Source organism: Streptomyces sp. NPDC001415 (assembly GCF_053597395.1).
Genome location: NZ_JBSFIE010000030.1, coordinates 81,076 through 94,104, shown reverse-complemented (window position 1 = coordinate 94,104; position 13,029 = coordinate 81,076). Strand labels below are relative to the sequence as shown.

Here is a 13,029-nt window from a genome sequence, read left to right as displayed (position 1 = left end):
AGGTCCTCGTAGCGGAGCTACTAGGGCGTTTCGGCAACGCCGCGAGCGTGCGTGCCAGGCGCCGCGGGCCCGGGCGGGGTTTAGACACAGGCTCTCAAGGCCGTACGTTCACCTCACGGCATGCTTCACTTCACGGCATGCGGCATCAGGTCACGGCCGGCGTCAGGAGCTGCGCGGATCGAGCTGGCGGATCAGGCCCGCGAAGGCGGCCCGTTCCGCTTCGGTGAGCGCCACCTTCTCCCGGGCGGGCGGCCCGGCCTGCCGGCCCACCGCGCGCAGGGTGCGCGACGCCTGCCACCTCGCCCGGTCGGTGCGCTCCCGGCGCAGGATGCGGACCAGGCCGACGACCCAGGCGACACTCGCCGCAGCGAGGACGGAAAGGCCTATCTGCTGAATGATCGTGATGTTCTGAGCCACGCGCCCCAGTAGACAACACGGGCCGGGACTTACGGCAGGGCGTGCAGGGACTTTGGTCCTCAAGTGGTACATGTCACGTCATGACGGCCGAAGATGCCCGACCCTCGGGTAAGGGCCGGGCATATCGGGTGAAACCACTCAGGCGGCGACCGCCACCTTCTCCTCGTTCCCCTCGGTCTCCTCGTCGAGCACCGGGGCCGGACCCTCGGGCTGCTGCTTGCGCAGGCCCTTGAGCAGGATGACCAGGCCCGCGCTGACCGCCGTACCGGCGGCGATGGCCAGCAGGTACAGGAAGGCGTTGCCGATCAGCGGCACCACGAAGATTCCGCCGTGCGGCGCCTGCAGGGTGCAGCCGAAGGCCATGGACAGGGCGCCGGTGACCGCGCCGCCCGCCATCGCCGAGGGGATGACCCGCAGCGGGTCGGCCGCCGCGAACGGGATCGCGCCCTCGGTGATGAAGGACGCCCCGAGCACCCACGCCGCCTTGCCGTTCTCGCGCTCGGTACGGGTGAACAGCCGGCCCCGTACGGTCGTCGCCAGGGCCATCGCCAGCGGCGGGACCATGCCCGCGGCCATCACGGCCGCCATCACCTTGAAGCTGCCGTCGCTCCCGTCGGCGAGCCCGCCGACCGCGAAGGTGTAGGCGACCTTGTTGAGCGGGCCGCCCAGGTCGAAGCACATCATCAGGCCCAGGATCACGCCGAGGACGATCGCGTTGGCGCCGGAGAGCCCGCCCAGCCAACTGGTCAGCGCGGACTGGAGCTTGGAGATCGGTTCGCCTATGACCAGGAACATCAGGAAGCCGACCACCGCCGAGGAGATCAGCGGGATCACCACCACCGGCATGATGCCGCGCAGCGGGGCGGGGATCTTGACCTTCTGGATCGCCATGACCACGGCGCCCGCGATCAGACCGGCCGCGAGCCCACCCAGGAAGCCCGCCTTGATGTCGAGGGCGATCGCGCCGCCCACGAAGCCGGGCACCAGACCCGGCCGGTCGGCCATTCCGTACGCGATGTAGCCGGCCAGGACCGGGACGAGGAACTTGAACGCGATGCCGCCGATCTGGAAGAGCAGCGCGGCCCAGCTGGTGGCGTCGGTCCACAGGAAGTGGTCCATGACGGAGGGCGCCTCGTTGACCTTGTAGCCGCCGATGGCGAAGCCCAGCGCGATGAGCAGACCGCCCGCCGCGACGAAAGGCACCATGTAACTCACGCCCGACATCAGCCACTTGCGCAGCTTGGTGCCGTAGCCCTCGCCCGGTTCGCCGGCCGCTTCCACGGGGGACGGCTTGGCGCCCGCCTCGGCGGTCTCGCCGCGCTCGGCCTTGCCCCGCACCTCGGCGATCAGCTCGGCGGGGCGGTTGACACCCGCCTTCACGCCGACGTCCACGGTGGGCTTTCCGGCGAACCGCTCCTTGTCCCGTACGGGCACGTCGTGCGCGAAGATCACGCCGTCGGCGGCCGCGATGACGGCCGGGTCGAGCCGGGTGAACCCGGACGAGCCCTGCGTCTCGACGGCGATCTCGACACCCTCGGCCCGCCCGGCCCGCTCCAGGGACTCCGCCGCCATGTAGGTGTGGGCGATGCCGGTCGGGCAGGAGGTGACCGCCACGATCCGGAAGGGCCGGGCTTCCGGCCGGGGCTCGGGCGCGGGGGTCGCGACGGCCTGCGGCTCGGACTCGGGGGCCTCCGGGGCCTGCGGTTCGGCCGGCTCCTCGCCCGCGATCAGCGCCGCCGCCTCCCCCGCCGTGGCCGTCGCCCGCAGCGCCTCGGTGAACTCGGCGTCCATCAGCTGGCGGGCCAGGGAGGACAGGATCGACAGGTGGGCGTCGTCCGCGCCCGCCGGGGCCGCGATGAGGAAGATCAGGTCGGCCGGGCCGTCCGGCGCCCCGAAGTCGATCCCGGCGTCGCTGCGCCCGAAGGCCAGGGTCGGCTCGGTGACGTGGGCGCTGCGGCAGTGCGGGATGCCGATGCCGCCGTCGAGGCCGGTCGGCATCTGGGCCTCGCGGGCGGCCACGTCGGCGAGGAAGCCGTCGAGGTCGGTGACGCGGCCGAGCGCGACCATCCGCTCGGCGAGCGTACGGGCGGCGGCTTCCTTGGAGTCGGCGGCCAGGTCGAGGTGGAGGTCGACCAGTTCCGCGGTGATCATGTGGCTCATCGCGGGCTCCTTTGCGGGCGGTGAGGGGCGGGGGGCGGGGTGGGGGTCATGGCGCCGGTTCCGTCAGCGGGCGGTCCAGCGGGACGGCGTCGGTGACGGTGACCGCCGCCGGGTCGAGGTCGCCGGGGGTGGGCATCACGCTGCCGGGGAGCTGGACGGCGGCCGCTCCGTGGGCGACGGCGGCGGCGAGCGCCCGGGGGCCTTCGCCGCCCGCCGCGAGGAACCCGGCGAGCGAGGCGTCACCGGCTCCCACGTTGCTGCGTACGGTCTCGACGGGCGCGGAGGCGAAGTACGTACCCGAGGCGGTGACCAGGAGCTGGCCGTCGGCGCCGAGGCTGGCGAGGACGGCGCCGGCCCCCAACTCCCGTACCTCTTCCGCCGCCTTGACCGCGTCGCCGATGGTGGCGAGGGGGCGGCCGACGGCCTGGGCGAGCTCTTCGGCGTTGGGCTTGACCACGTCGGGGCGTTCGCGCAGCGCGGCGATGAGGGAGGGGCCCGAGGTGTCGAGGGCGACCTTTGCCCCGGCGGCGTGCGCGCGGGCGACGAGGTCCGCGTACCACTGGGGCGCGAGGCCCCTCGGGAGGCTGCCGCAGCAGGCGATCCAGTCGGCGCGGCCGGAGTGCTTGCGGACAGCGTCGAGCAGCAACTCACTCTCGGCGGCGGTCAGTTGGGGACCCGGGGCGTTGATCTTCGTCAGGGTTCCGTCGGGTTCGGCGACCGAGATGTTGGAGCGGGTGTGGCCCCCGACGGGGACGGGGGCGACCTCGATGCCCTCGGCGCCGAGGAGTTCCTGGACGAGGGCGCCGGGGGCGCCGCCGAGCGGCATGACGGCGACCGTGCGGTGTCCGGCGGCGGCGACGGCGCGGGAGACGTTGACGCCCTTGCCGCCGGGGTCCACCCGCTCGCCGGTGGCGCGCAGCACTTCACCGCGGGCGAGGACCGGGACCTCGTAGGTGCGGTCGAGGCTGGGGTTGGGGGTGACGGTGAGGATGTTCATACGGTGATCACGTCCGTGCCGGCGGCCTCGATGGCGGCGATGTCGTCGGGGGCGAGCCCGCTGTCGGTGATGAGGACGTCGACGTCGGCCATGTCCCCGAAGCGGGCGAAGTGTTCCTGGCCGTGCTTGGCGGAGTCGGCGAGCAGCACCACGCGCCGGGCGGCGCCGATCGCGGCCCGCTTGACGGCGGCCTCGGCGAGGTCGGGGGTGGTGAGGCCGTGGGCGACGGAGAACCCGTTGGTGCCGAGGAAGGCGACGTCGGCGCGGATCTCGCCGTAGGCGCGCAGCGCCCAGGCGTCCACGGCGGCCCGGGTGCGGTGGCGGACCCGGCCGCCGACGAGGTGGAGGTCGATGGCGGGGTGGTCGGCGAGCCTCGCCGCGACGGGCAGGGCGTGGGTGACGAGGGTGAGCCCGCTGTCCAGGGGCAGCTCGGCGGCCAGGCGCGCGATGGTGGATCCGGCGTCCAGGATGACGCTGCCCTCGGCGGGCAGTTCGGCGAGCGCGGCCCGGGCGATGCGGTCCTTCTCGTCGGCGGCGGTGGACTCCCGCTCGGCGAGGTCGGGCTCGAAGTCGAGCCGGCCGGCGGGGATGGCCCCGCCGTGCACGCGGCGCACCAGGCCGGCCCGGTCGAGGGCCTTCAGATCGCGCCGTACGGTCTCGGCGGTCACCTGGAAGGTCTCGGCGAGCGAGAGCACGTCCACGCGCCCGCTCTCCCGCGCGATCCGCAGGATCTCCTGCTGCCGCTCCGGTGCATACATGTCTGTTTACGTCCATTTCCGTGCCCGAACCTGCGGTTACAGCGCCACAGTACGACCAGATGACGGCGATGTAAATCCATTCGGGCATTCGACGGACACAAACGGGCTTTGGTCCCGACGTCCGGGGTCGCCCGGCCCGGCCCGGACACGCCGATGGCCCCGCACCTCGGAAGGTGTGGGGCCATCGCGCGAAGGGAAGAGGCGGGCTCAGCCGACCGGCTGGGCCTCCTTCGTCAGGTCGAGCAGCTCGGCCTCCTCCAGCCCACCCTCAACGTGCTGCGCCGGCCGCGCCGGCAGCGCGAACATGACCAGGAAGATCACCGCGAGGACTCCGGCGACGTACCAGAGCGAGTCCTTGAAGCCGTCCACGAAGGCCTGGTTCAGCTGCGGCGGTACGAGGTCGTCGCCGATCGAACCGAAGAAGACGACCGAGACCAGGCCGAGGCCCAGCGCGTTGCCCATCTGCTGCACGGTGTTGATGAGCCCGGACGCGGAACCCGAGTGCTCCTTGGGGACGTCGGAGAGCACCGCGTCGGTGAGCGGGGCCACGATCAGGCCCATGCCGAGGCCCATCACGACCAGCGGGAGCGCCATCTGCCAGGAGGCGATGCCCATGCCGTAGCGGTCGGCCTCCCAGATGTAGATCAGGAGCCCGGCGACCATGGTCAGGGCGCCCGCCTGGAGGACCTTGCGGCCGAAGCGCGGGACGAGCTTCTGCACGGACATGCCGGCCGCCACCGACACCGCGATCGAGAACGGCACACCGGTCAGGCCCGCGCGCAGCGCGCTCCAGCCGAGGCCGATCTGCATGTACAGGGTCCAGACGAGGAAGAAGATGCCGAGGCCGACACCGAAGGTCGCCTGCACGGCGATGCCCGCCGCGAAGCTCTTCACCTTGAACAGCGACAGCTCGATGAGCGGGGAGCCGTCGCGCCGCGCCTTCATCCGCTCGTACGCGATGAGACCCGCGAAGACCAGGACGCTGCCGGCCATCGAGAGGTGGCCCCACAGGGGCCAGCCCAGCTCGCGGCCGCGGGTCAGCGGGTAGAGCAGCATGAGCAGGCCGAGGGTCACCAGGACCACGCCGACGAGGTCGAGCTTGAGGGCCTTGGGGGCCTTGGACTCGCTGATGAACTTGGTGCCGAGGACCAGGCCCGCGATGCCGACCGGCAGGTTGATCAGGAAGATCGGGCGCCATTCCAGGCCGAACAGGTTCCACTCGGTGAGCAGCGCGCCGAGCAGCGGTCCGGAGACCGCGCCGAGCCCGACGACCGCGCCGAACAGGCCGAAGACCTTGCCGCGCTCGTGGGCGGGGAAGGTGGCGTGGACGATCGAGAGGACCTGCGGCACCATCATGGCGGCCATCGCGCCCTGGAGGATGCGGGAGGCGACCAGCATCTCGGGGCCCGCGGCGAAGCCGCACAGCGCGGAGGCGAGCGTGAAGCCGCCGATGCCGATGAGGAAGAGCTTCTTGCGGCCGTGTATGTCGCCGAGGCGGCCGCCGGTGATCAGGCCCGCGGCGAACGCGAGGGCGTAGCCGGCCGTTATCCACTGGATCGAGGAGAAACTCGCCCCGGTGTCCTTCTGGATGGACGGGATGGCGATGTTGACGATCGTGACGTCGACCAGGTCCATGAAGGCCGCGGTCATCACGATGGCCAGGGCGAACCACCGGCGGCGGTCTGCTGCGGCCACGGCCGCGGACTCTGGGGTGGTGCTACTGGTCGTTGTGGAGGTCATGAGAAGAAAGTTAGACCCCCTATAGGTCAAAGCGCGTCCTCTTTAGCCGGGCATCCTGGATGGCATGACCGATACCCCGGCACGGCTGCTGCAACTGCTCTCCCTGCTCCAGACCCCGCGCGAGTGGCCCGGCGGCGAGCTCGCCGACCGGCTCGGGGTCTCCCGGCGCACGGTGCGGCGCGACATCGACCGGCTGCGCGAACTCGGCTATCCGGTGCAGGCGGCGCGCGGCGCCGAGGGCGGCTACCGCCTGGTCGCGGGCAAGGCGATGCCGCCGCTGGTCCTGGACGACGAGGAGGCGGTGGCGATCGCGGTCGGCCTGCGCGCGGGCGCGGGCCACGCCGTGGACGGCGTGGACGAGGCCTCGGTGCGGGCGCTGGCGAAACTGGAGCAGGTCCTCCCCTCGCGGCTGCGCCACCGCGTCGCGAGCCTCCAGGCGGCGACGATGCCGCTGTCCGGACCCTGGCGCGGCGACGGCGCGACGGTCGACCCGCGCACCCTGACCACGCTCGCCTCCGCCGTCACCGGCGAGGAGCGCCTCCGCTTCGACTACGTCTCCGGCGACGGCACCGCCACCAAGCGCCTGGTCGAGCCGTACCGCCTGGTGTCGACGGGCCGCCGGTGGTACCTGGTGGCGTACGACGTGGAACGGGGCGACTGGCGTACGTTCCGGGTCGACCGGGTCGCCGAGCCGTTCGCGACCGGCGCCCGGTTCGCGCCGCGCGAGCTGCCGGAGGCGAACGCGGCGGAGTTCGTGCGCAATTCCATGAACCGGCTGCAGCCCGTCCTGGACGTCGACGTCACCTTCGAGGCGCCGGCCGACTTCGTGACCGCCCGGCTGCCCTCGTCGATGGGCGCGCCCGAGCCGCTGGACGCCGGGCGCTGCCGGCTGCGCACCTCGTGCACCGACTCGCTGGAGTGGGTGGCGCTGCGCCTGGCCCTGGTGGACTGCGAGTTCACCGTCAACGGGCCGCAGGCGATGACCAGTTACCTGCACGACCTCGGCGAGCGCCTCACGCGGGCGACCGCGCCGGGACCCGGGGAATGAGAGGGGCCCCGACACCAGGGGGGAGAGGTGCCGGGGCCGGGAGCCCCGGCACCAGGGGGGGAAGGTGCCGGAGCTCGTTCTTGGGGCGGGGCCTAGGCCGCCGCGTCGAAGCCCGTGTCTCGGGCCATCTTCTTCAGTTCGAGCAGGGCGTGCTTCTCGATCTGACGGATCCGCTCACGGGTCAGGCCGTGCTCTTTGCCCACCTCTGTCAGCGTACGCTCCCGGCCGTCATCGATGCCGTACCGCATCTTGATGATCGACGCGGTGCGCTGGTCGAGCTTGCCGATCAGGTCGTCCAGTTCCTCACTGCGCAGGAGCGTGAGCACGGACTGCTCGGGGGAAACGGCGGAGGTGTCTTCGAGCAGGTCGCCGAACTGGGTCTCGCCCTGGTCATCGACCGGCATGTTCAGCGAGACCGGGTCGCGCGCCCAGTCCAGGACGTCACCGACGCGCTCGGGCGTGGAGCCCAGCTCGGCGGCGATCTCCGTGTGCTCGGGGTCGCGCCCGTTCTCCCGGTTGAACTCGCGCTGGACCCGGCGGATGCGGCCCAGCTCCTCCACCAGGTGGACGGGCAGGCGGATGGTGCGGGACTGGTCGGCGATGGAGCGGGTGATGGCCTGGCGGATCCACCAGGTCGCGTACGTGGAGAACTTGAAGCCCTTGGCGTAGTCGAACTTCTCGACCGCGCGCACCAGGCCGGCGTTGCCCTCCTGGATGAGGTCGAGCAGCGGCAGACCGGCCCTCGGGTAACGGCGGGCGACGGCGACGACAAGGCGGAGGTTGGATCGGATGAAGAGGTCCTTGGCGCGCTCACCGGCGGCGTACAGCGCCTCCAGCTCCTCGCGCGAAGCGCCCCCTGCCTTGCTCTCCACCTCACCGTCGAGGATCTGGCGTGCGTACACACCGGCCTCGATGGTCTGCGAGAGCTCGACCTCCTTGGCGGCGTCGAGCAGCGGCGTACGCGCGATTTCGTCGAGGTACATACCGACCAGGTCGCGGTCGGCTATCTCACCGCTTACTGCGCGGACCCTGCTTCCCGACTCCGAACCGCCGGAGGCGGACTGTCGGCGGGCGACGGCGCGGGTTGCCATGCGTGCTCCCTTACTGAGTGGGTCGCGACACCCTCCCGGGTGCCCTGCATCCGATGGAAACAACGGCTGGAATCCGGACAGAATTCCCGTCCCGCCCATCGATTTTCGTGATCATGCAGTACCCTGTGCCGCCACGGGAGGGGTTCAGGTGCCACAGGAACGTACAGAGGTGCAGGTCAGGGCTGGCGCGGAGGCCGATCTGGAGGCCCTCACCGACATTTACAACCACTTCATCCGTGAGACCGCCATCACATTCGACACGGTCGCCTTCACCACCGAACAGCGCCGTCCGTGGCTGCACTCCCACCCTGAAGACGGCCCGCACCGCCTTCTGGTTGCTCACGATGACCGATTTGTCGGCCGGGACGGCAATCCGGGCGGCATCCTGGGCTACGCGACGAGCAGCCCGTTCCGCCCGAAGCCCGCGTACGCGACGTCCGTGGAGGTCAGCGTGTACTGCGCGCCGGAGGCGACCGGCCGGGGCGTGGGCACGCTCCTGTACCGCTCGCTCTTCGAGGCGCTCGCGGGCGAGGACGTGCACCGGGCGTACGCCGGGGTCGCCCTGCCGAACGAGGCCTCGCTCCGGCTGCACGAACGCTTCGGCTTCACCTGCATCGGCACCTACCGGGAAGTGGGCCGCAAGTTCGGCCGCTACTGGGACGTGGCCTGGTACGAGAAGGAACTCGGGACCGGGTAACCGCATCGCATCGCATCGCATCGCATCGCATCGCATCGCATCGGGACTCAACTCCCGCGTCCGGTAAGTCAGTTGCCAGTTCACCCGTACTGCACCGATCGCTTGGCGAGCCCCATCCAGAACCCGTCGATGACGCTGCGCGCCCCGCCCGGCTCGCCCTCGCTCGCGCCCATCGTCACGAACAGTGGGGCGAAGTGTTCGGTGCGGGGGTGGGCGAGCCGCCCGGCGGGTGCCTTGTGCTCGAAGTCGAGCAGGGCGTCGAGGTCGCCGGAGGCCAGCGCCCGCGCGCCCCAGTCGTCGAACTCGGCCGACCAGCTGGGCACTTGACCTCCGGGGTGCCGCAGCGCGGCCAGGTTGTGGGTGAAGAACCCGCTGCCGACGATCAGCACGCCCTCGTCGCGCAGCGGCGCCAGCTTGCGGCCGAGGTCGTACAGCCTGCGCGGGTCGAGGGTCGGCAGGGAGATCTGGAGGACCGGGATGTCGGCGGCGGGGAACATCTCGACGAGCGGGACGTACGCGCCGTGGTCGAGCCCGCGGTCCGGGATGTCCTGCACGGGCACGCCGGGCGCGCGCAGCAACTTGCGTACGGAGCTGGCGAGTTCGGGAGCGCCGGGGGCCGCGTACCGCACCTGGTAGTAGTGCTCGGGGAAGCCCCAGAAGTCGTACACGAGCGGCATGGTCTCGGTGGCGCCGAGCGCGAGCGGGGCCTCTTCCCAGTGGGCGGAGACCATGAGGATCGACTTCGGCCGCGGCAGATCGGCGGACCAGGCCGCGAGCTCCCCCGGCCAGAGCGGGTCGTCCGCGAGCGGCGGGGCGCCGTGGGAGAGGTAGAGGGCGGGCATGCGCTCGGGGCGGGCGACGGTCATGACGGACCCTCCGACTCACTCACTGACTCACTGACAGCCCGACCGGCCGGCCCGACGACCAGCCGGCGTGACCGGCCGGAGCGACCAGCCGGGGCGATCCGGCATTGCTTGAAGTATCAAGCTCTGTGAGCCCACCCTAACGCGATCTAGTTCAACTTTCAAGAACCACCCGTACAGTAGATGTATGACCTCGGCACCTAATTGGCTCAGCGACGAGGAGCAGCGCATCTGGCGCGCCTACCTCCACGCCACCCGGCTCCTCGAAGACCACCTCGACCGACAGCTCCAGCGCGATGCCGGGATGCCGCACCTGTATTACGGGCTGCTCGCCCAGCTCTCGCAGGCGCCGCGGCGGCGGCTGCGGATGACCGAGCTGGCCAAGAACTCGAAGATCACCCGCTCCCGGCTCTCGCACGCCATCGCGCGCCTGGAGAACAACGGCTGGGTCAAGCGCGAGGACTGCCCGTCCGACAAGCGGGGCCAGCTCGCGATCCTGACGGACGCGGGCTATGAGGTCCTGGAGCGGACCGCGCCGGGGCATGTCGCCGCCGTGCGGCAGGCGATGTTCGACCGGCTCACCCCGGCGCAGGCGGACCAGCTCGGCGAGATCATGCGGGTGATGGCGCAGGGGCTCCAGCCCACGGACACCAAAGCGGACCTGCCCTGGCTCCGCTGAGGTCAGCGGGGCCAGGGCAGGTCGTGCGTGCGCGTCCGGGGTGCTACCGGGGGGTCAGTGGGCGACCACCGGGATGCGCACCTCGTCCTCGACGTCCTCACCGGCGCCGGGCCGGGAGAACGAACTCCCGCCGGGGCGGCCGGTGTTGATGAGGGCGGCGGCGATGACGGCCGCCGCCGCCAGGATGCCGACCGCCCACCAGATGGCGGCGGTGAAGCCGTGCACCATGGCCTGGAGCTTGAGGAGCTCGGCGTTGGTGGCGCCGAGCGCCGCGTGGCCGGTGACGTAGGCCGTGGTCGCGGAGGCGGCGATGGTGTTGAGCAGGGCGGTGCCGATCGCGCCGCCGACCTGCTGCGAGGTGTTGACCATCGCGGAGGCGACACCGGCATCACGCGGCTCGACCCCGATGGTGGCGAGCGACATGGCGGGCATGAAGGCCGTACCCATGCCGAGGCCGAGCAGGATCTGCGCGGGCAGGATCACGGCGGCGTACGACGTGTCGATGTCGAGCTGGGTGAGCAGCAGCATGCCGACGGCGGCGGTCAGGAAGCCCGGGGCCATGAGCAGGCGCGGCGGGACCCGGGTCATCAGGCGGGCGCCGATCTGGGTGGAGCCGGTGATCATGCCCGCGATCATGGGCAGGAAGGCGAAGCCCGTCTTGACCGGCGAGAAGCCCTTCACGACCTGGAGGTAGTAGGTGAGGAAGAGGAACAGGCCGAACATCGCGATGATCGCGAGGCCCAGCGAGAGGTAGACGCCGCCGCGGTTGCGGTTGGTGATCACGCGCAGGGGCAGCAGCGGGTGGCGCACCTTGGCCTCGGTGAGGACGAAGGCGGCCAGGAGCACGGCCGAGGCGATGAACATCGAGACGGTCAGCGTGTCCGACCAGCCGGCCGACTCGGCGCGGGTGAAGCCGTAGACGAGCGCGACCAGACCGGTGGTGGACAGGATCACGCCGGGCACGTCCAGCGGCGAGCGGTTGCGGGTGCCCGAGGGCTCACGGATGACGAGGTAGGCGCCGAGCGCGGCGACGATCGCGAACGGGATGTTCACGAAGAAGGTCCAGCGCCAGTTCAGGTACTCGGTGAGGAAGCCGCCGAGGATCAGGCCCACGGCGCCACCGCCACCGGCGATCGCACCGTAGATGCCGAACGCCTTGGCGCGCTCCCTGGCGTCGGTGAACATCACCGCGAGCAGCGAGAGCGCGGCCGGCGCGAGCAGCGCGCCGAAGGCGCCCTGGAGCGCGCGCGAGCCGAGCAGCATGGCCTCGCCGGTGGCGGCGCCGCCGAGCGCGGAGGCCGCGGCGAAGCCGAGCAGGCCGACGACGAAGGTCCGCTTGCGTCCCCACAGGTCGGCGATACGGCCACCGAACAGGAGCAGCCCGCCGAACGCGAGGGCGTAGGCCGTGATGACCCACTGCTTGTTGGCGTCACTGATGTGCAGCGCGTGCTGGGCGGACGGCAGCGCGATGTTCACGATGGTCGCGTCGAGGACGACCATCAGCTGGGCCAGGGCTATGAAGGCCAGCGCTTTCCAGCGACTGGGGTCGGGGCCGGAGAGCTGGTCTGTCTTGTCGAGCTGGTCCGTCTTGCCGAGACCGACTGTTTTTGACATGGGGGTAGCCACCTTGGGACGCGGATTACCGAGAAAGTGTTGTAGCTGGGAGCAACTGGTTTTAACTACGACTGAACTAAGCGGCCGAACTAATCGCTGAACTGCGTCGAAGGAGCGCGAACGTCGACGCGGACGTCAACGCGCCAACGCAGGCACGAGCAGCACGAGCGCGAACGCTGAACCGCGTTGAAGGGAGGGGGAGTTGAGGGTGGGATGCGATCAACTCTTCCGGAGGTCATCGAGGGTCGCGGCACTGCCCGGCAGCTCGGACCGCGCCGGGGCCTGAAGCCCGTCGAGGAACAGCTGCAAGTGCCGGTGGACGAACTGGTCGATGTTCGGACAGGGCGTGCCGGGCAGCGGCCTGGTCAGCTGGGAGAGGGCGACCATGAGGTCACCCACGGCGACGTCGGAGCGGAGCCGGCCGGCCGTGCGGGCCCGCCGCATGAGCCCCTCGACGTCGCGTTCGAGGCGATCGCGGGCCGCGTTCAGTTCCGCCTGGTCCTGGTCGAAGGTGTCGGAGAGCATCGGGCAGAGTGCCCCGATCCGCTCGTCGGCCGCCGCGTGCACGAAGCGGCGCAGGGCTTCGAAGGGGTCCGCCTCCTCGGCGGCCGCCGCCTCGGCCTGGCCCGAGACCCGGTCCATGACGTGGAGCACCACGCTGGTGATGAGCTCCGAGCGGTCGGCGAAGTGGCGGTAGATCGTGGCATTGCCGACGCCGGCCCGGCGGGCGATCTCGTCCAGCGGCACATCGGCACCGCATTCGACGAAGATCTCGCGCGCGGCGGCGATGATCCGCTCCCGGTTGCGCAGGGCGTCGGCCCGCGGACGCGGGGCACGGCGCGGCACTGCGGCGACGGGGGCGGCGGCGGTGTGCACGACTCTGCTCCTTCTTGCTTGCTGTACGTGATCGAGGGCTTTGGGCGATCGGCGATCGGACTGTCCGCCCGGGACCTGACCCAAGCGGG

The 13,029-nt window shown here is 71.2% G+C and carries 12 protein-coding genes; 3 read left to right on the top strand and 9 right to left on the bottom strand.

The annotated features are described in order from the left end of the window. Nucleotides 1-162: 162 nt before the first annotated feature. The 5 genes from ACWC2B_RS30060 to ACWC2B_RS30040 all read right to left on the bottom strand — a co-directional run bounded on the left by ACWC2B_RS30060 (nucleotide 163) and on the right by ACWC2B_RS30040 (nucleotide 6,072). Nucleotides 163-417, bottom strand: coding sequence for a hypothetical protein (locus ACWC2B_RS30060; protein ID WP_450722050.1), 255 nt, complete (start codon nucleotides 415-417; stop codon nucleotides 163-165). A gap of 138 nt (nucleotides 418-555) precedes the next feature. Continuing rightward, nucleotides 556-2,577, bottom strand: a complete 2,022-nt coding sequence (locus tag ACWC2B_RS30055) for a PTS fructose transporter subunit IIABC (RefSeq protein ID WP_450722048.1) — start codon at nucleotides 2,575-2,577, stop codon at nucleotides 556-558. A gap of 46 nt (nucleotides 2,578-2,623) precedes the next feature. Beyond that, nucleotides 2,624-3,574, bottom strand: coding sequence for a 1-phosphofructokinase (pfkB, locus tag ACWC2B_RS30050; protein ID WP_450722046.1), 951 nt, complete (start codon nucleotides 3,572-3,574; stop codon nucleotides 2,624-2,626). Further along, nucleotides 3,571-4,332, bottom strand: coding sequence for a DeoR/GlpR family DNA-binding transcription regulator (locus tag ACWC2B_RS30045; RefSeq protein ID WP_450722044.1), 762 nt, complete (start codon nucleotides 4,330-4,332; stop codon nucleotides 3,571-3,573). Before ACWC2B_RS30045 ends, pfkB begins: the two co-directional genes overlap by 4 nt. 207 nt (nucleotides 4,333-4,539) lie before the next feature. Beyond that, the gene (locus ACWC2B_RS30040; protein WP_450722042.1) at nucleotides 4,540-6,072 is read right to left on the bottom strand and encodes an MFS transporter; all 1,533 of its coding nucleotides are present in this window, start codon (nucleotides 6,070-6,072) and stop codon (nucleotides 4,540-4,542) included. Nucleotides 6,073-6,136: 64 nt separating this feature from the next. Between ACWC2B_RS30040 and ACWC2B_RS30035 the strand changes: the two genes are divergently transcribed. Beyond that, nucleotides 6,137-7,120 (top strand): helix-turn-helix transcriptional regulator, encoded by a 984-nt coding sequence (locus ACWC2B_RS30035; protein WP_450722040.1) that lies wholly within the window; start codon nucleotides 6,137-6,139, stop codon nucleotides 7,118-7,120. Nucleotides 7,121-7,212: 92 nt separating this feature from the next. Here the strand turns inward: ACWC2B_RS30035 and ACWC2B_RS30030 are convergent, their stop codons facing one another. Further along, nucleotides 7,213-8,211 (bottom strand): sigma-70 family RNA polymerase sigma factor, encoded by a 999-nt coding sequence (locus tag ACWC2B_RS30030; protein ID WP_450722038.1) that lies wholly within the window; start codon nucleotides 8,209-8,211, stop codon nucleotides 7,213-7,215. 148 nt (nucleotides 8,212-8,359) lie between these two features. On the opposite strand from ACWC2B_RS30030, the gene ACWC2B_RS30025 reads away from it, so the two are divergent. Continuing rightward, the gene (locus tag ACWC2B_RS30025) at nucleotides 8,360-8,908 is read left to right on the top strand and encodes an N-acetyltransferase family protein (protein ID WP_450722036.1); all 549 of its coding nucleotides are present in this window, start codon (nucleotides 8,360-8,362) and stop codon (nucleotides 8,906-8,908) included. Nucleotides 8,909-8,988: 80 nt separating this feature from the next. Here the strand turns inward: ACWC2B_RS30025 and ACWC2B_RS30020 are convergent, their stop codons facing one another. After that, the gene (locus ACWC2B_RS30020; RefSeq protein ID WP_450722034.1) at nucleotides 8,989-9,774 is read right to left on the bottom strand and encodes a dioxygenase family protein; all 786 of its coding nucleotides are present in this window, start codon (nucleotides 9,772-9,774) and stop codon (nucleotides 8,989-8,991) included. A 184-nt stretch (nucleotides 9,775-9,958) separates the two neighbouring features. Here ACWC2B_RS30020 and ACWC2B_RS30015 point away from each other — a divergent pair, with 184 nt between their 5' ends. Then, the gene (locus tag ACWC2B_RS30015; protein WP_450722032.1) at nucleotides 9,959-10,450 is read left to right on the top strand and encodes a MarR family winged helix-turn-helix transcriptional regulator; all 492 of its coding nucleotides are present in this window, start codon (nucleotides 9,959-9,961) and stop codon (nucleotides 10,448-10,450) included. A gap of 54 nt (nucleotides 10,451-10,504) precedes the next feature. Here ACWC2B_RS30015 and ACWC2B_RS30010 read toward each other — a convergent pair whose 3' ends face one another. Together ACWC2B_RS30010 and ACWC2B_RS30005 are read right to left on the bottom strand one after the other, a co-directional pair. Next, nucleotides 10,505-12,064, bottom strand: coding sequence for an MFS transporter (locus tag ACWC2B_RS30010; protein WP_450722030.1), 1,560 nt, complete (start codon nucleotides 12,062-12,064; stop codon nucleotides 10,505-10,507). A 219-nt stretch (nucleotides 12,065-12,283) separates the two neighbouring features. Further along, nucleotides 12,284-12,940: a TetR/AcrR family transcriptional regulator gene (locus ACWC2B_RS30005; RefSeq protein ID WP_450722028.1), complete on the bottom strand. Its 657-nt coding sequence runs from the start codon at nucleotides 12,938-12,940 to the stop codon at nucleotides 12,284-12,286. Between the last annotated feature and the right edge of the window lie 89 nt (nucleotides 12,941-13,029).

Excerpts from the sequence above, each read along its gene's own strand:
- ACWC2B_RS30010 (WP_450722030.1), bottom strand. The coding sequence starts at position 12,064 with ATGTCAAAAACAGTCGGTCTCGGCAAGACGGACCAGCTCGACAAGACA.
- ACWC2B_RS30055 (WP_450722048.1), bottom strand. The coding sequence starts at position 2,577 with ATGAGCCACATGATCACCGCGGAACTGGTCGACCTCCACCTCGACCTG.
- ACWC2B_RS30040 (WP_450722042.1), bottom strand. The coding sequence starts at position 6,072 with ATGACCTCCACAACGACCAGTAGCACCACCCCAGAGTCCGCGGCCGTG.
- ACWC2B_RS30020 (WP_450722034.1), bottom strand. The coding sequence starts at position 9,774 with ATGACCGTCGCCCGCCCCGAGCGCATGCCCGCCCTCTACCTCTCCCAC.
- ACWC2B_RS30035 (WP_450722040.1), top strand. The coding sequence starts at position 6,137 with ATGACCGATACCCCGGCACGGCTGCTGCAACTGCTCTCCCTGCTCCAG.
- pfkB (WP_450722046.1), bottom strand. The coding sequence starts at position 3,574 with ATGAACATCCTCACCGTCACCCCCAACCCCAGCCTCGACCGCACCTAC.
- ACWC2B_RS30015 (WP_450722032.1), top strand. The coding sequence starts at position 9,959 with ATGACCTCGGCACCTAATTGGCTCAGCGACGAGGAGCAGCGCATCTGG.
- ACWC2B_RS30030 (WP_450722038.1), bottom strand. The coding sequence starts at position 8,211 with ATGGCAACCCGCGCCGTCGCCCGCCGACAGTCCGCCTCCGGCGGTTCG.
- ACWC2B_RS30045 (WP_450722044.1), bottom strand. The coding sequence starts at position 4,332 with ATGTATGCACCGGAGCGGCAGCAGGAGATCCTGCGGATCGCGCGGGAG.